The organism is Mycolicibacterium neoaurum ATCC 25795 (genome assembly GCF_000691525.1).
Taxonomy (GTDB): Bacteria; Actinomycetota; Actinomycetes; order Mycobacteriales; family Mycobacteriaceae; genus Mycobacterium; species Mycobacterium neoaurum.
On record NZ_JMDW01000013.1, the window covers coordinates 16,083 to 33,489 of the forward strand.

The window sequence follows — 17,407 nt, forward strand, 5'->3', positions numbered from 1 at the left end:
CTCCGAGGAAGACACCGTCAGGCACCCGTACCCATCTGCGCCTTGGCCAGCGCCTCGAGTTGTTTGGGACTCAGCTTGCGCGACGCGCCCCTGGAGAAATAGCGCTCCAGGTAGAACTGGCCGACCATCAGGATGCTGGTGATGATCAGATACCAGGTCGCGGCGACCAGCAGCAGGGGCACCGGTTCGAAGATCCGGGCGGCGATTTCGCGGGTCGCGATGCTGTACAGGTCGAAGGCGTATGGCACGGCGGTCACCAGCGAGGTCGTCTTCAGCAGACTGATGACCTCGTTACCGGTCGGCGGGATGATCACCCGCATCGCCTGCGGCAACACGGTGCGCCGCATCGCCAGACCCCACGACATCCCCAGTGCGGTCGACGCCTCCAACTGCCCTTCGGGTACCGAGGTGATGCCGGCGCGGACGATCTCGGCCATATAGGCCGCCTCGTTGAGGGCAAGGCCGATCACGGCCAGTGCGAACGGGAACGACAGGTTCTGCAGGTCGATGTGGAAGAAGGTCGGGCCGAACGGCACCCCGAGCTGGATCTTCTGGTAGATCGTGGGCATCAGACCCCAGAACGCCAGCTGCACGTAGACCGGGGTGCCGCGGAAGACCCAGAGGAAGACCCAGGCGACCGCACTGAGCACGGCGTTGTCGGACAACCGCATGATCGTCAGGATCACGCCGAGGACGATGCCGATCACCATCGAGTAGACGGTCAGCTGCAGGGTGTTGACGACACCCAGCAGGATCCGCTCGTTGAAGAGGTACTTCGCGAACGTCGACCACCCGTAGGCGGGGTTGGTGGCCGCGCCGTAGAGGAACAGGCCGACCACGACGATGATGACGGCCGCCGCCACCCACCGCCACGGATGCCGCAGCGGTACGGCGTCGATGGCTTCTGGCGAGCTGGACGGTGGCGACGAGCCGGCATCACTCATGTGCGTCGATAACCCTGTATGTCGATATCGCTAGGAGACCGCGCCGTTGATGACCGGCTTGTCGATCATCCCCTCCTCGAGACCCCAGTTCGCGGCGATCTCCTTGTACTTGCCGTTCTCGATGAGGTGCTCGAGGGCCTGCAGCAGCGACTGCGCCAGCGGCGAACCCTTCTCCACCGGCCACCCGTAGGGCGCCGAATCGAAGGTCTCGCCGGCCTGCACCAGCTTGCCGTTGGTCTGCTTGATCGCGTACAGCGTCACCGGCGAGTCCGCCGACATGGCGTCGGCCTGGCCGAGAACCACCGCGTTGGTGGCGGCGTCCTGGCTGTCGAACGGGATGATGTCGATGGCGGGCTTGCCCTCGTCGGTGCACTTCTTGCTGCGGGCGGGCAGCTCATCGGTCTCCTGGACGGTGGTCGCCTGGACCGCCACCTTCTTACCGCAGGCATCCTCGGGGTTGATCGAGCCGCCGGCCGGCTGGGCCCACAGCGTGCCCGCCGAGAAGTAGGTGACGAAGTCGACCTGCTGCTCGCGTTCCTTGCTGTCGGTGAACGATGACATACCGACGTTGAACGTCCCGCCCTGGATCGACGGGATGATCTTCGCGAAATCGGCCTCGCGGTATTCAGGCTGCAGCCCGAGCGTCCCGGCGATGGCGTTCATCAGATCCACGTCGAACCCGACGATCTTGCCGGATTCGTCCTTGAACTCGTTCGGTGCGTAGGGAATGTTGACGCCGACGATCAGCTTTCCGGAGGCCTTGATGGCCTCGGGGACGGTGTTGGCGATCGCCTCCACCTTCTCGGCCGGAGCGGCCGCCGTCGGGGACTCTTGCCCGCCACTCGGTTCCGAGCTCGAACAACCCGACAGCGCCAGGGCGCCGGTCGCAGCGAACACGGCGGCGTAGCGCCAGAGCCTGGTCCGGCGGTCTTGGATTCCACCCAACACGGTGTGCCTCTACTTTCTGTTGCCGAGCCGTCACGGTCTGGTCCGTCGACAGCTCCAGCCGAAGACGTTAACGACCGATGATCCGGCGCGCAGCGCCGGTAACGGAACAGTAGTGGAGCCGTAACGTGAGAGTCGGGCGAACGCCGATCTGGCTCGCGCCGGCGGCCCGCGTGGAACTGCCCGAGAATCCCGACTGCCTGGCAAGAATGCCGGGCGACACGGTCGTCCCGTGTGGGACACTCACCGCATGCAAACCCCTGCTCCCCCAAGCCTGTTGCAGCACCTGTGGAAGTCGACGCTCATCTCGGGTGTGTTGGCGGCCGGCCTCGGTATCGCGGTGGTGGCCTGGCCAGGGATCTCGGTCCTGGTAGCGGCCATATTCTTCGGCGCATATCTGCTCGTGACCGGTATCGCGCAGGTCGTGTTCGCCTTCAGCCTCGACGTGTCGGCCGGTGGCCGGGTGCTGCTGTTCATCAGTGGCGCGGCCTCGGTGGTGCTCGCGGTGCTGGCGTTCCGCCAGTTGGGCAGTGCGGTGCTGCTGCTGGCCATCTGGATCGGGATCGGTTTCATCTTCCGTGGCGTGGCGACGGCGGTCTCGGCGATCAGCGATCCCACCCTGCCCGCACGTGGCTGGAACATCTTCCTCGGCGTGATCAGCCTGATCGCCGGCATCGTGGTGCTGGCCGCACCGTTCGAGTCGATCGGCACGCTGGCCCTGGTCACCGGCATCTGGCTCATCGTCATCGGCGTGATGGAGGTGGTGACCGCGCTGGGGATCCGTTCGGCATGGAACAGGCGGGACTCCGTCCACGGAGCACCGGCCGCACCGGCATCGGCCACCGAGACCGTGGCCGCCGAACCGGCAGCGCCGGCCGCACCGACGGACCCACCGACCAGCTGAGTAATCCGCACCACGATTCCGCGCGGCGGGACCACCGACCTACTACACTCTGTCGTAGTCGAGCAAGGGAGCTCGACCCACAGCCGAGAAGTTGGTGCCCATGGAAGCGCTCGACGTCGCACGGTGGCAGTTCGGGATCACCACCGTCTACCACTTCATCTTCGTGCCACTCACCATCGGTCTTGCGCCGCTGATCGCGGTGTTCCAGACCATCTGGGTCGTCACCGACAACACCGCGTGGTATCGACTCACCCGGTTCTTCGGCAAGCTCTTCCTGATCAACTTCGCCCTCGGCGTGGCCACCGGCATCGTGCAGGAATTCCAGTTCGGGATGAATTGGAGCGAGTACTCCCGATTCGTAGGTGACGTCTTCGGCGCCCCGCTGGCGATGGAGGGGCTGGTCGCCTTCTTCTTCGAGTCGACCTTCCTCGGCCTGTGGATATTCGGCTGGACGCGGCTGCCCAAGCTCGTCCACCTGGCCTGCATCTGGATCGTCGCCGTCGCGGTCAACGCGTCCGCCTACTTCATCATCGCCGCGAACTCGTTCATGCAGCATCCGGTCGGGGCGCGCTACAACCCCGAGACCGGGCGCGCCGAACTGACCAGCATCACCGAGCTGTTCACCAACAACACCGCTCTCGCGGCTTTCCCGCACGCCGTCGCCGGCGCGTTCCTGGTCGCAGGCACTTTCGTCGCGGGCGTGTGTGCCTGGTGGATGGTGCGCAATCCCGATGGCCCCGACGCACGCACCATGCATCGCCCCGCCGCGATCCTGGGCTGCCTGATCGCGTTCGCATCCGCGGCCGCGCTGACCTACACCGGTGATGTGCAGGGCAAGCTGATGTTCCAGCAGCAACCCATGAAGATGGCCTCGGCCGAATCGTTGTGCCACACCGAAACCGATCCGAACTTCTCCGTCCTCACGGTCGGGACCCACAACAACTGCGACAGCGTCGTCCACCTGATCGAGGTGCCCTACGTCCTACCCTTCCTCGCCGAAGGCAAGTTCAGCGGTGTGGAGCTGCAGGGCGTGCAGGATCTGCAGGCTTCCTACGAGCAGAAGTTCGGGCCCGGTGACTACCGACCCAACCTGTTCGTCACCTACTGGTCCTTCCGTGCCATGATCGGCTTCCTCGCGGTCCCGATGCTGTTCGCGCTCACCGCGCTCTGGCTCACCCGCGGCGGCCGGGTCCCCCGACAACGTTGGTTCGGCACGTTCGCGCTACTCACCCTGCCCACCCCGTTCCTGGCCAACAGCGCCGGGTGGATCTTCACCGAGATGGGTCGACAGCCCTGGGTGGTCGCCCCCAACCCGACCGGTGATCCGGTATTGCGACTGACCGTGTCGCAAGGGGTTTCCCACCATTCGGTGGCCACCGTGCTGACCTCATTGATCGTCTTCACGGCGATCTACGCGGTGCTCGCGGTCATCTGGTTCTGGCTGATCCGCCGCTATGTCGTCGAGGGGCCGCTGGAGCACGACACCGAACCCATCCCGCCGACACCACCCGGTGAGGACGAGGTCAAGCCACTCTCGTTCGCGTATTAGGAGGCGGGCCATGGATCTTCAGATCTTCTGGTTCATCACTCTGGCAGTCCTTTTCACGGGCTTCCTGGTGCTTGAGGGCTTCGACTTCGGCGTCGGCATGCTGATGGCGCCGCTGGGACGTAGTGCACGGCGGGTCGGTGGCGACCCCGACAAACATCGCCGCGCGGTACTGAACACCATCGGCCCGGTCTGGGACGGTAACGAGGTCTGGCTGATCACCGCGGGCGGTGCGATGTTCGCGGCCTTCCCCGGGATGTACGCGACCATGTTCTCCGGGCTCTACCTACCGCTGCTGGCCATCCTGTTCTCGATGATCGTGCGCATCTGCGCGATCGAGTGGCGGGGCAAGGTCGACGATCCGCACTGGCGACGCTGGGCCGATATCGGGATCGCAGTCGGTTCCTGGGTGCCCGCGGTGCTGTGGGGTGTCGCCTTCGCGGCGCTGGTGCGCGGCCTGCCGGTCGACGCCGACCACCAGATCGATCTGGGCTTCGCCGATATCCTCAACCCGTACACGCTGCTCGGCGGGTTGTCGACCTGCGGGTTGTTCCTGCTGCACGGGGCAGTGTTCATCACCCTGAAGACCGAAGGTGCGGTGCGGGCGGACGCACGGCGATTCGCTGCCAGGCTGGCCGTCCCGGTCACGGTGGTGCTGGCCACCTTCGGATTGTGGACTCAGCTGTCCTACGGCACCGACTGGACCTGGTTGGTGCTCGGCGCCGCGGTGGTCTGTCAGCTCAGCGTGGTGATGCTGATACTCAGCGACGGCGGCGACGGCTGGTCGTTCGCGTTGACCACCGCCGTGGTGATGGCCGTGGTGGTGTTGATCTTCGGCAGTCTGTTCCCGAACCTCATCCCGTCGACGCTGGATCCGGCGTGGAGTCTGACCATCGAGAACGCATCGTCCTCGCCGTACACCCTGACCATCATGACCTGGGCCGCGGTGCTGGTGACCCCGCTCGTGCTGGTTTATCAGGGCTGGACGTATTGGGTTTTCCGGCAACGTATCTCGGCTGAGCGCATCCCCGACCCGGCCGGGCTCTCACCGCGCATACCGTGAGTTCGTCCGCACCGGGACTGCCGGCGGCACTGCGGTCGACCCAGGCGGGCATGCGCCGCTACATCGCGGCGATGGTGGCCTACGGCACGGTGATCGCGGCGGCCACCATCGCCGCCGCCTGGATCCTGGCCCACATCGTGGCCGGTGTCATCACCGAACCGGCCACCCGCACCCTGGCGCACTGGCGACTACACCTGGTGGCGCTGGCGGCCATCTGGTTGATCAGGGTGGTGGCTCAATGGCTGCAGGCGCGGCTGAGCCAGCGGGCCGCCACGGCGGCGATCGGCGACCTGTCGGCGCGGGTGCTGCACACGGTGACCGGGATGAACCCGCAACGCAGGCAGCAGGTGCTCGACGAGGCCACCGTCGTGGTGACCCGCGGGCTCGACGGTCTGCGGCCGTACTTCACCGGATATCTACCCACCGTCGCACTGGCCGGAATACTCACCCCGGCAACGGTTGTCGTCATCGCCGTCGCGGACTGGCAGGCCGCCGCGGTGGTGGCGATCGCGCTGCCGCTCATCCCGCTGTTCATGGTGCTCATCGGCAAGCTCACCGCCGACCGCTCGGCGGCCGCCCTCGCCGCGATGACGACATTGCAGTCCCGGCTACTGGATCTGGTCGCCGGCATACCCACCCTGCGTGCCCTCGGCCGCGCCGGCGGACCAGCCGACCGGATCGCCACCCTGGCCGCCGCGCACCGGCGCTCGGCGATGCAGACGCTGCGCATCGCGTTCCTGTCGGCGGTGGTGCTGGAGCTCATCGCCACCCTGGGGGTGGCGCTGGTGGCGGTCAATGTGGGGCTGCGCCTGGTGTTCGGCGATATGACACTGGTGGCGGCGCTGACCGCGCTGCTGCTGGCCCCAGAGGTCTTCTGGCCGCTGCGCCGGGTCGGAGTGCAGTTCCATGCCGCCCAGGACGGCAAGACCGCCGCCGATGCCGCGCTGCACCTGCTCGAGACGCATCCGAGCAGGCCGAATGGAACGCACCACATCACCGGTGAGCACATCGGGATCGACCTCCGCGGCCTGACGGTGCGCGGTCGCGACGGTGCCGCCCCGAACGGCCTGTCCGAATCGTTCCGGCCCGGTGCGGTCACCGCGCTCACCGGACCCAATGGGGCCGGCAAAAGCACCACCCTGCAGGCGATCCTGGGTCTGCTGGAACCCGACGCCGGACAGGTTCTCATCGATGGCACCGATCTGGCCGAGATCGATCGGCAACAGTGGTGGACCCGCGTGGCCTGGCTACCGCAACGGCCTGCACTGCTGCCCGGCACCATCCGGGCCAACCTGGAGCTGTTCGGACCGCTCGTCGATATCGACGCCGCATGCCGGGCATCGAATTTCGATTCGGTACTGGCGACACTTCCCGACGGACTGGACACCGTGATCGGCCGGGACGGCCAAGGGTTGTCGCTCGGGCAGCGACAACGACTGGGTCTGGCTCGCGCGCTGGGATCCTCGGCCCCGGTGCTGTTGCTCGACGAGCCGACCGCGCATCTCGATGCCGAAGCCGAAACCTCTGTCCTGGAATCTATTCGGGCCAGAGCGCGGGCCGGATGCACCGTTGTGATGGTGGGCCATCGCGCTGCGGTGCTGAGGATCGCCGACCGGGTCGTACCGCTTGGAGGTGCCGTCGATGTCCATCCGTGAGGTCATCGCGCTGCTGCGCCCCAGGCTGCCCCGGCTGGCGTTGGCGGTGCTGTTCGGGACGCTGGCACTGGGCAGCGCACTGGCCCTCGCCGCCGTGGCCGCCTGGTTGATCACCAGGGCTTGGCAGATGCCGCCGGTACTGGATCTGACCGTGGCCGTGGTGGCCGTCCGCGCGCTGGGGATCTCGCGCGGGATCTTCAGCTACTGCGAGCGGTTGGCCATCCACGACGTCGCGCTGCGCGCCGCGGGCAATGCCCGGGTCGGGCTGTACCGCCGCCTGGTCGCCGCCCCGCCGGAGTCGGTCCTGCGGATGGCCGGCGGCGAGCTGGTGGCCAGAGTCGGCAACTCGGTGGACGAACTGGCCGATGTGCTGGTGCGGTCGGTACTACCGGCGTGCGTGGCCGCCGTGCTCTCGGTTGCGGCGGTGGGCGTCATCGCGGTGATCTCCCCGGCAGCGGCCCTGGTGCTGGCCGCCAGCCTGCTCGTCGCCGGCGTGCTGGCGCCCGCACTGGCCGGGCGGGCGGCCGCGGCCACCGAACTGCTGGCCGCCCGGCATCACGGTGCGCGTGACACCGCGACCCTGATCGCCCTGGAGCATGCCGACGAACTCCGCGTGGCAGGGCGCCTGGACCGGGTCATCGCCGAATCCGAAGGCGCGCATCGAGACTTCGGTGCCGCCACCGACCGGGCGGCCAGACCGGCAGCCGCCGCGGCGGCGATCTCCACCGCAGCGGTCGGTGTGTCGGTACTCGGGTCGGTGACCATCGGCATCCTGCTCGCCGACCACACCGCACCGACGGCACTGGCAATCCTGATGTTGCTGCCGCTCTCGGCATTCGAGGCCACCAGCGCACTGCCTGCTGCCGCCGCGCAATGGGTGCGCTCGACGCTGGCCGCGCGGCAACTCGCCGAGCTGACCGCTGTCGATCCCGCCGGCCGGGTCCGGCCGACCGTCCCGGCCATCGCGCCGGCCCCTGGTGAGCGGATCGCCGTCGTGGGCGCCAGTGGCAGCGGCAAGACCACCATGCTGATGGCGATTGCCGCGAACTACCCCGAAAACCCGCTCACCGCAGCCTTCTTCGCCGAGGACGCGCACCTGTTCGACACCACCGTGCGTGACAATCTGCTGGTCGGTCGCGGTGATGCCACCGATGCCGAGCTGACCGCCGCCCTCGGCGAGGTCGGGCTCGGCGAGTGGCTGGCCGGACTGCCAAACGGGTTGGCCACCGTCCTGACCGGAGGCGCGGCTGCGGTATCGGCGGGCCAACGTCGTCGTCTGCTGCTGGCGCGGGCGGTGATCACCGATTTTCCGATCGTGCTGCTCGACGAGCCCACCGAACATCTCGACGCCGCCGACAGTGACCGCCTCCTCACCGCGATCCTCACCCCCGACGGCCTGTTCGCCGCCCATCGAGCCGTCGTGGTGGCCACCCATCACCTACCCGAACACCTCGACTGCCCGACGATCCGGATGCCGCAACCTGCCGGGTAACGTTGCCGTCCATGAGCTATCAGCCCGCCGCGGCGGCGCCGCCGTACCCGGCACCGCCTGCCGGCCCCCGCAATGGGGTGGGCACCGGGGCGCTGGTGGTGGCGGTGGCGGCACTGGTGTTCTCGTGGAGTGTCGTCGGCGGGGCGATCGGCGGCATCATCGCGGTGGTCCTCGGTATCACCGGCCGCGGCCGCGCGCGGCGCGGCGAGGCCGACAACGGCCCCATCGCGAGCGCGGGCATGGTGCTGGGCGCGCTCGCGGTGGTCGTCGGTATCGCAGCCGTCCCGGTGTGGTCGGGATTCCTCCGCGACGCCGGGGTCGGCGAGTACCTCAGCTGCATGGAGGAGGCGATCGGCCAATCGGGCACGTCGCTGGACCCGGCCGCACAGCAGAAATGCGAGAACGAGTTTCAGGACCGCATCGAGCACATCTCCGGCTTGGGAACCGCCAGAGGCTAACCCGTACCGGGGAAGTGCTTGACGATGCCCTCCTGCACGACGGTTGCCAGCACTCGTCCGTCGGTGTCGAAGAAGTGTCCACTGCTCAGGCCGCGGGAGTCTGCCGCCACCGGTGAGGACGTGGCATAGAGCACCCAGTCGTCGAAGCAGATCGGCCGGTGGAACCACACCGAATGATTCATCGTGACGGCGAAGATCCGGTCGAAACCCCAGGACAGACCATGGGTGGTGATGATCGAGTCCAGCACCGTGGTGTCCGAGGAGTAGACCAGCGCGGCAGCGTGCAGCACCGGGTCCTCGGGCATCGGCGCATCGGCGGTCATCCAGACCCGGTTGTGCTCCAGCCGGTCGCCCTTGTCGCGCATCACCCAGGCCGGGTCATTGGTGTAGCGCCATTGGATCGGCTTGAGCGCCTCGACGAACAACGGCACGGTTTCTTCGTAACCGACGAGAAGTTCCTCGATGGTCGGTAATCCGTCGGGGTGTGGCACCTGCGGAGCGGGCACGTTGTGCTCGAGCCCGCGCCCGCCGGCCAGATGCGAGACCAACGCGGTACCGAGCAACACCCCGTCCTGGGTGACGTCGACCCGCCGGTTGGCGAAACGGCGCTCGTCGCGTAGCCGAACAACCTGGAAATGCAGGTCTTTCGCGGGATCACCGCCTGCGATGAAATGCATCGACAGCGTGCTCGGCGGCAGTTTCGGCGACACCGTGCGGCAGGCGGCGACGAAGGCCTGGGCCATCATCTGCCCGCCGAACGTCCGGATCGGGTTGCGGCTCGGGTGCGTTCCGGTGAACGCATCCGCACCATCCGGGCGGAGCGCCAGAACCGTCAGCAGTTCCTCGAGATGTTCCGCCGACAAGTCGCTCCCCTAGTGGTCGTCCTCACCGATCCGGTGCACGTGGATCAGGTTGGTCGAGCCTACTGTGCCCGGAGGAGCACCCGCGACGATGACCACCAGGTCGCCGCGCTTGTAGCGACCCAGGTCCAGCAGCGCCTGGTCGACCTGCCGGATCATGCCGTCGGTGGTCTGCATGTGCGGGACGATGAACGTCTCGGTCCCCCAGGTCAGCGCCAGCTGGCTGCGCACCTCGGGCAGCGCGGTGAACGCGAGCAGCGGCAACGGCGTGTGCAGCCGAGCCAGCCTGCGGACGGTGTCACCGGACTGGGTGAACGCCACCAGTGCCTTGGCCTCCAGCCGCTCGCCGATATCGCGGGCGGCGTAGGAGATGACACCGCGCTTGGTGCGCGGGACGTGGGTCAGCGGCGGCGCCTCGGTGGAGTTCGACTCGACGGCCTTCACGATGCGCGCCATCGTGCGCACCGCCTCGAGCGCGTATTTACCGACCGACGTCTCACCGGAGAGCATCACCGCGTCGGCCCCGTCGAGCACCGCGTTGGCGACGTCGGAGGCCTCGGCCCGGGTCGGCCGGGAGTTCTCGATCATCGACTCCAGCATCTGGGTGGCGACGATGACGGGCTTGGCGTTCTCGCGGGCCATCTGGATGGCCCGCTTCTGCACCAGCGGGACCTCTTCCAGGGGCAGTTCGACGCCGAGGTCACCGCGGGCCACCATGATGGCGTCGAAGGCCAGCACGATCGCCTCGAGGTTCTCGATGGCCTCGGGCTTCTCCAGCTTGGCGATGACGGGCACCCGGCGGCCGACCCGGTCCATCACCTCGTGCACCAGCTCGATATCGGCCGGTGAGCGCACGAACGACAGCGCCACCAGGTCGACACCGAGGCGCAGCGCGAACTCCAGGTCGGCGATGTCCTTCTCCGAGAGCGCAGGCACCGAGACGTTCATGCCGGGCAGCGAGAGGCCTTTGTTGTTGCTGACCCGGCCACCCTCGGTGACCTGACAGACCACGTCGTTTCCGTCGATGTGCTCGACGACCAGTCCGACGTTGCCGTCGTCGACGAGCAGGCGGTCACCTGGCGCCGCATCCACGGCCAGCTGCTTGTAGGTGGTGGACACCCGGTCGTGGGTGCCCATGAAGTCGTCGACGGTGATGCGCACCGTCTCGCCGGCCTGCCACAGTGTGGCACCGGTCGCGAACCGCCCCAGCCGGATCTTGGGCCCCTGCAGGTCGGCCAGGATTCCGACGGCGCGTCCGGTGTAGTCCGAGGCCGCCCGGACCCGGCGATAGGACTCTTCGTGGTCGGCGTGGTCACCATGGCTGAAATTCAGCCGCGCCACATCCATGCCTGCCTCGACGAGGTCACGCACGGACTCGTCGGTGGCGGTGGCGGGACCGAGGGTACAGACGATTTTTCCGCGTCTATTCACGTCTGGGGAGCTTACTCGTTGATCGATTCAGATGACCATTCAGACCGGGTGTCAGACCGGAGTGTCAGACGGCGGCCAACGGCAGTGATGCGGGCCGCACCGGTGCCGGCAGCTCGGACTCGCCCATCAGGTACAGGTCGACAGCCCGCGCGGCGCTACGCCCCTCGGCGATGGCCCACACGATCAGCGACGCGCCACGGTGGGCGTCACCGCAGACGAACACCCCGGGCTCCTCGGTCTGCCAGTCCGATCCGCACGGCAACGCGCCGCGGCCGTTGGTGGTGAGTCCGAGACCTGCCAACAGCGGCATCTGCTCGACACCCTCGAAACCGATGGCCAGCAACGCCAGCTCACACGCGATCTCGAAGGGCTCACCCACCGGGACGATCTGGCGGCGGCCGTCGTCGTCACGTTGCACCCGCACCTCGGCGATCTCCACCGCACGCAGCGCCCCCTGCTCGTCACCGAGAAAGCGCTGCACCGCGACCTCGAACCGGCGTTCTCCACCCTCGGCATGGGCGGGCGAGGTCCGCAGCACCAGCGGCCAGGTCGGCCACGGCGAGCGATCCTCGTCGCGGGTACGCGGCGGTTCGGGGTTGTAGTCGAGCTGGGTCACCGAGACCGCGCCCTGCCGATGCGCGGTACCCAGACAGTCCGCGCCGGTGTCCCCACCGCCGATGATGACCACCCGCTTACCGGCAGCGGTCGGTTCGGCCGCCCGGTCCCCCTCGCACTCCTTGTTCGCCGCGACCAGGTGTTCCATGGCCAGGTGGACCCCGGCGAGATCGCGGCCGGCCACGTCGGTATCGCGGGCCTGCAGCGCGCCGACCGCCAGCACGATCGCGTCGTGCTGCGCCCGCAGCGCCTCGACCGACAGATCGACACCGACCTCACAGTCGGTCACGAATCGGGTTCCCTCCGCGCGCATCTGGGCCAACCGCTGGTCGAGGCCGGATTTCTCCAACTTGTACTCGGGGATGCCGTAGCGCATCAGTCCGCCGATGCGGTCATCACGTTCGTAGACGGTCACCTCGTGCCCGGCCCTGGTCAGTTGTTGGGCGGCCGCCAGCCCCGCCGGACCCGAGCCGACCACTGCCACACTGCGTCCGGTGGAGATGGCCGCCGGCTGCGGCACCACGGCACCGGTGAGCCAGGCGTGATCGGCGATGGTCTGTTCGATGCGCTTGATGGTGACGCTGCCGCCGGTGGCGGGCTCGGCGATGGACAACACGCAGGCCGCCTCGCACGGTGCGGGGCACAGTCGACCGGTGAACTCGGGGAAGTTGTTGGTCGCGTGCAGCCGGTCGCTCGCCGCATCCCAGCGTCCACGCCGGACCAGATCGTTCCACTCCGGGATCAGGTTGCCGAGCGGGCAGCCCGCGGTTCCCGAGTGGCAGAACGGGATACCGCAATCCATACAGCGACGGGCCTGTTGGGACACCTCGGCCGCCCGCTCGGCGGGCGGCCGGCTCTCGTAGACCTCACGCCAGTCCCCCACGCGTTCGTCGACGGGGCGCTTGACGGCATCGTGCTTACCGACGCGCAGAAACCCGGTGGGATCAGCCACGGCTCGCCTCCATGATCGCGGTGTCCACATCACGGCCCTCCGCGCGCGCCAGCCGGGTGGCGCGCAGCACCCGCTCGTAGTCGATCGGCATGATCTTGGTGAATCCGGTGCTGCGCCGGGGCCAGTCGGCCAACAGCGAACCCGCCACGGTGGAACCGGTGGCCTGCGCGTGCCTGCTCACCACGTCGTGCAGCCAGCTCAGATCTTCGGCCTCCAACTTCTGCAACGCCGCCATCTCGGTGTTGACCTTCGCCGGGTCCAGTCCCAGGACGAAGGCGATACCCCCGGACATTCCGGCGGCCATGTTGCGGCCGGTGCCGCCGAGCACGACCACCCGGCCGCCGGTCATGTATTCGCACGCATGGTCACCGACGCCCTCGACGACGGCCAGTGCCCCGGAGTTGCGCGCACAGAACCGCTCCCCCACCCGGCCGCGCAGGAACACCTCACCCGAGGTGGCGCCGAACAGCAGCGTGTTGCCGGCGATGACGTTGTCCTCGGGCAGGAACAGCACGTCATCCGGTGGTCGCACGATGACCCGTCCACCCGAAAGGCCCTTGCCCACATAATCGTTGGCGTCACCGATCAGGTCGAGGGTGATTCCGGGCGGCAAGAACGCACCCAGCGACTGGCCTGCCGACCCGGTCAGCGTGACCATGATGGTGTCGTCGGGCAGACCGGTCGCGCCGTATCGGCGGGTGACTTCGGCGCCGAGCATGGTGCCCACCGTGCGGTTGACATTGCGGACCGGCAGTTCCAGCCGGACGGGGTGGGCATCCTCCAGCGCGCCCTCGGCCAACTGGATAAGAGTCTGGTCCAGCGCCTTGTCCAGCCCGTGGTCCTGGCCGCGCAGCCGGCGCCGGGCGATCGACCCGTGCGGGCCGGACGGGGCGGCGAAGATCGGGCTGAGATCCAGTCCGGCGCTCTTCCAATGCGCCACGCCCGTCGCGGTATCGAGCATGTCGACCCGTCCGATCGCCTCGTCGAGACTCCGGAAACCCAGCTCGGCCAGCATCATCCGGAGGTCCTCGGCGATGAACTCGAAGAAGTTCTGCACGAACTCCGGTTTGCCGGTGAAGCGGGCACGCAACTCCGGGTTCTGGGTGGCCACCCCCACCGGGCAGGTGTCCAGATGGCACACCCGCATCATGATGCAGCCGGCGACCACCAGCGGCGCGGTCGCGAAACCGTATTCCTCGGCACCGAGCAGCGCGGCCACCATGACATCGCGGGCGGTCCGCATGCCGCCGTCGCACTGGACCGTGATCCGGTCACGTAAACCGTTGAGCATCAGCGTCTGCTGGGTGTCGGCCAACCCGATCTCCCACGGCGCACCGGCATGTTTGAGACTGGTCAGTGGCGCCGCACCGGTACCACCGTCGTAGCCGGAGATCAGCACCACGTCGGCATGCGCCTTGGACACCCCGGCGGCAACGGTGCCGACACCGACCGAGCTGACCAGCTTGACATGGATACGAGCGGTGTCGTTGGCGTTCTTCAGGTCGTGGATGAGCTGGGCCAGATCCTCGATCGAGTAGATATCGTGATGCGGCGGCGGTGAGATCAGTCCGACGCCCGGTGTGGAGTGCCGGGTCTTGGCGATGTTCGGGTACACCTTGTAGCCGGGAAGCTGGCCGCCCTCACCGGGTTTGGCCCCCTGGGCCATCTTGATCTGGATATCGGAGGCATTCACCAGATAGTCGCTGGTGACCCCGAACCGGCCGGAGGCCACCTGTTTGACGGCGCTGCGCCGCTTGTGGTCGTAGAGCCGATCGACGTCCTCACCACCCTCACCGGAGTTGGAACGCCCGCCGAGGGTGTTCATGGCGACGGCCATCGTCTCGTGCGCCTCGGCGGAGATGGAGCCATAGCTCATCGCACCGGTGTTGAATCGGGCGACGATATCGGCGACCGGTTCGACCTCGTCCAGCGGCACCGGATTCCCGCGGCGGAACTCGAACAGGCCGCGCAGGGCACCACCCTCGCGGGCCAGCCGGTTCACCTCCTCGGAATACCTGGTGAAGACGTCGCGCCTGCCGGTGCGGGTCGAATGCTGCAGCAGGAAGACGACTTCCGGGGTGAACAGATGCAGTTCACCGTCGCGTCGGAACTGGTACTCACCGCCGACGGACAACCTGCGATGGGCCCGCTCGGTGGGATTCTCCGGATACGCCCGGCGATGCCGGAATCTGACCTCCTCGGCCAGCACGTCGAGTCCGACCCCACCCAGTTGCATCGGTGTGCCGGTGAAGTATTCGTCGATGACGGTGCGGTCCAGCCCGATGGCCTCGAAGGCCTGCGCCCCGGTGTAGGAGGACACCGTCGAGATGCCCATCTTGCTCATCACCTTCATGACACCCTTGCCGAGCGCGGTCAGATAGTTGCGCACGGCGGCGGCGGGATCGATACCGGTCAGTTCGCCCTCGCGAATCAGATCTTCGATCGATTCGAAGGCCAGGTACGGGTTGACCGCGGCTGCCCCGAAACCGATCAGCAGCGCGATGTGGTGGACCTCCCTGGCATCACCGCTCTCGACCACCAGCGCGACACACGTGCGTTGTTTGGTGCGCACCAGATGATGGTGGACCGCGGCAACCGCCAGCAGCGACGGGATGGGGGCCCGGGTGTGGTCGGAATCGCGGTCGGACAACACGAGTGTGCGTGCGCCTCTGGCGATGGCATCACTGGCCCGCGCACGCAGTTCGTCGAGCGCCTCGGCCATCGCCTCCCCGCCGCGCTCGACATCGTAGAGAGCGCGCAGGACCGCGGTACGCAGTCCGGGATGTTCGCCGTCGGCGTTGATGTGCACGATCCTGTTGAGATCGTCGTTGTCCAGCACCGGCCAGCTCAGCGCGATCTGCCGGCACGATGCGGCCGTCGGTTCGAGCAGATTCTGTTCCGGGCCCATCACGCGGCGCATCGAGGTCACCACCGACTCCCGGATGGCGTCCAGCGGCGGGTTGGTGACCTGCGCGAAAAGTTCGACGAAATAGTCGTAGAGCAGTTTCGAACGCTGGGAGAGCACGGCCAGCGGGGTGTCGGTGCCCATGGAGCCCAACGGTTCCGCACCGGTGGCGGCCATCGGTGTGAGCAGCAGCCGCAGCTCCTCCTCGGTGTAGCCGAACGCCACCTGGCGCCGGACCACCGAATCGTGGTTGGGCTGCACGCGCACCCGGCTCGGCAGGGTGGCGATATCGAGCAGGCCGGCATGCAGCCATTCGTCATAGGCCTCGGCTCCGGCGAGTTCGTCCTTGATCTCGTCATCGGCGACGATGGCGCCCCGTGCCGTGTCGACGAGGAACATCTTTCCCGGCTCCAGGCGGCCTTTGGCCACCACCTGCGCGCTGGGGATGTCGAGTACACCGCTCTCGCTGGCCAGGATGATCCGGTTGTCGATCGTGCGCCACCAGCGACCGGGACGCAGCCCGTTGCGGTCGAGCACGGCACCCACCACGGTGCCGTCGGTGAACGTGACGCATGCCGGTCCGTCCCATGGCTCCATCAGCGAGGCGTGATATTGCCAGAAGGCGCGCCGCGCCGGATCCATCCCGGTGTTGTTCTCCCACGCCTCCGGGATCATCATGAGCACCGCGTGGGGCAGGCTGCGCCCACCGAGATGCAGCAGTTCGAGGACTTGGTCGAAGGATGCCGAGTCGGACGCCTCGGGTGTGCAGATCGGCGAAAGTCGAGCCAGGTCACCGGGAATCAGGGTGCCGCCGAGTTTCGCTTCGCGGGCGTGCATGCGGTTGCGATTGCCCCGCACCGTGTTGATCTCACCGTTGTGGGCCACGAACCGGAAAGGGTGTGCCAGCGGCCAGGACGGGAAGGTGTTGGTGGAGAACCGGCTGTGCACAATGGCGATGGCGCTGGCACAGCGTCCGTCACGCAGATCCGGGAAGAACAGCGGAAGCTGCATGGTGGTGAGCATGCCCTTGTAGGCCATGGTCCGACTGGACAGGGACGCGAAATACACGCCCAGATCCTCGGATTCGGACCGTTTGCGCAGCGGATACACCATTCGGTCGAGGTCGATACCACCGCAACGTGCGGGCGCCGCCACGAACAGCTGTGCCATGTGCGGCATACAGTCCAGTGCGGTGGCGCCGATCTGGGCACCGTCGGGATCGATCGGGACGGTGCGCCAACCGAGAACCTGCAGACCCTCCTCGTCGGCGATCTGCTCGATCCGGCCTTGGGCCGCTGCACGCTGTGTCGGGTCCTGCGGCAGGAAGCAGATGCCCGCGGCAAAGCTGTTGGCCCCATCGGCCGATTCGGTGGGCAGCTCGAAATCCACGACCGCCCTGAGCAATTCGACCGGGAGCTGGATCAGGATCCCGGCGCCGTCCCCGCTGTTGGGTTCGGCACCGGCGGCCCCCCGGTGCTCGAGGTGCGCCAGGGCGGTGAGCCCGTCGGCGACGATCCCGTGGGAGCGGCGACCCTCGACGTCGACGAGCATGGCGACGCCGCAGGAATCGGATTCGTTGTCCGGGTCATAGAGACCCTGAGCTGGTGGGAGCGCTGAGAACAGCAACCGGGTGCCTC

Annotated in this window: 12 protein-coding genes; 6 read left to right on the forward strand and 6 right to left on the reverse strand. The window is 67.6% G+C overall.

Translation table 11 applies throughout. The features are described from left to right. Positions 1-17 precede the first annotated feature (17 nt). Positions 18-944 carry an amino acid ABC transporter permease gene (locus IC40_RS0119475; RefSeq protein WP_030136361.1) on the reverse strand — a complete coding sequence of 309 codons (927 nt, stop codon included), beginning with the start codon at positions 942-944 and terminating at the stop codon, positions 18-20. A 30-nt stretch (positions 945-974) separates the two neighbouring features. Further along, positions 975-1,892, reverse strand: a complete 918-nt coding sequence (locus tag IC40_RS0119480) for an ABC transporter substrate-binding protein (RefSeq protein WP_030136362.1) — start codon at positions 1,890-1,892, stop codon at positions 975-977. A 247-nt stretch (positions 1,893-2,139) separates the two neighbouring features. Here IC40_RS0119480 and IC40_RS0119485 point away from each other — a divergent pair, with 247 nt between their 5' ends. The 6 genes from IC40_RS0119485 (at position 2,140) to IC40_RS0119510 (ending at position 9,007) form a co-directional block, all read left to right on the forward strand. Next, positions 2,140-2,793, forward strand: a complete 654-nt coding sequence (locus IC40_RS0119485) for an HdeD family acid-resistance protein (protein ID WP_191293607.1) — start codon at positions 2,140-2,142, stop codon at positions 2,791-2,793. 100 nt (positions 2,794-2,893) lie between these two features. Further along, a complete protein-coding gene (locus IC40_RS0119490; RefSeq protein ID WP_030136364.1) occupies positions 2,894-4,342 on the forward strand; it encodes a cytochrome ubiquinol oxidase subunit I in 1,449 nt (482 codons plus the stop codon). A gap of 10 nt (positions 4,343-4,352) precedes the next feature. Beyond that, the gene (cydB, locus tag IC40_RS0119495; RefSeq protein WP_030136365.1) at positions 4,353-5,402 is read left to right on the forward strand and encodes a cytochrome d ubiquinol oxidase subunit II; all 1,050 of its coding nucleotides are present in this window, start codon (positions 4,353-4,355) and stop codon (positions 5,400-5,402) included. A 50-nt stretch (positions 5,403-5,452) separates the two neighbouring features. After that, entirely contained in the window at positions 5,453-7,057 is a 1,605-nt protein-coding gene (gene cydD / locus IC40_RS0119500; RefSeq protein WP_030136366.1) for a thiol reductant ABC exporter subunit CydD, read from the forward strand. Beyond that, positions 7,044-8,549, forward strand: coding sequence for an ATP-binding cassette domain-containing protein (locus IC40_RS0119505; RefSeq protein ID WP_030136367.1), 1,506 nt, complete (start codon positions 7,044-7,046; stop codon positions 8,547-8,549). The genes cydD and IC40_RS0119505 overlap by 14 nt, the downstream gene beginning before the upstream one ends. An 11-nt stretch (positions 8,550-8,560) precedes the next feature. After that, a complete protein-coding gene (locus IC40_RS0119510) occupies positions 8,561-9,007 on the forward strand; it encodes a DUF4190 domain-containing protein (RefSeq protein ID WP_030136368.1) in 447 nt (148 codons plus the stop codon). Here IC40_RS0119510 and IC40_RS0119515 read toward each other — a convergent pair. The 4 genes from IC40_RS0119515 to gltB form a co-directional block, all read right to left on the reverse strand. Further along, positions 9,004-9,870, reverse strand: coding sequence for an acyl-CoA thioesterase II (locus IC40_RS0119515; protein ID WP_030136369.1), 867 nt, complete (start codon positions 9,868-9,870; stop codon positions 9,004-9,006). The two genes, IC40_RS0119510 and IC40_RS0119515, sit on opposite strands and share 4 nt — an antisense overlap. Before the next feature lie 9 nt (positions 9,871-9,879). Beyond that, a complete protein-coding gene (gene pyk, locus IC40_RS0119520; protein ID WP_030136370.1) occupies positions 9,880-11,298 on the reverse strand; it encodes a pyruvate kinase in 1,419 nt (472 codons plus the stop codon). Positions 11,299-11,362: 64 nt separating this feature from the next. Further along, the gene (locus tag IC40_RS0119525; RefSeq protein ID WP_030136371.1) at positions 11,363-12,865 is read right to left on the reverse strand and encodes a glutamate synthase subunit beta; all 1,503 of its coding nucleotides are present in this window, start codon (positions 12,863-12,865) and stop codon (positions 11,363-11,365) included. Continuing rightward, positions 12,858-17,396 carry a glutamate synthase large subunit gene (gene gltB / locus IC40_RS0119530; RefSeq protein WP_030136372.1) on the reverse strand — a complete coding sequence of 1,513 codons (4,539 nt, stop codon included), beginning with the start codon at positions 17,394-17,396 and terminating at the stop codon, positions 12,858-12,860. The genes IC40_RS0119525 and gltB overlap by 8 nt, the downstream gene beginning before the upstream one ends. Positions 17,397-17,407: the final 11 nt, after the last annotated feature.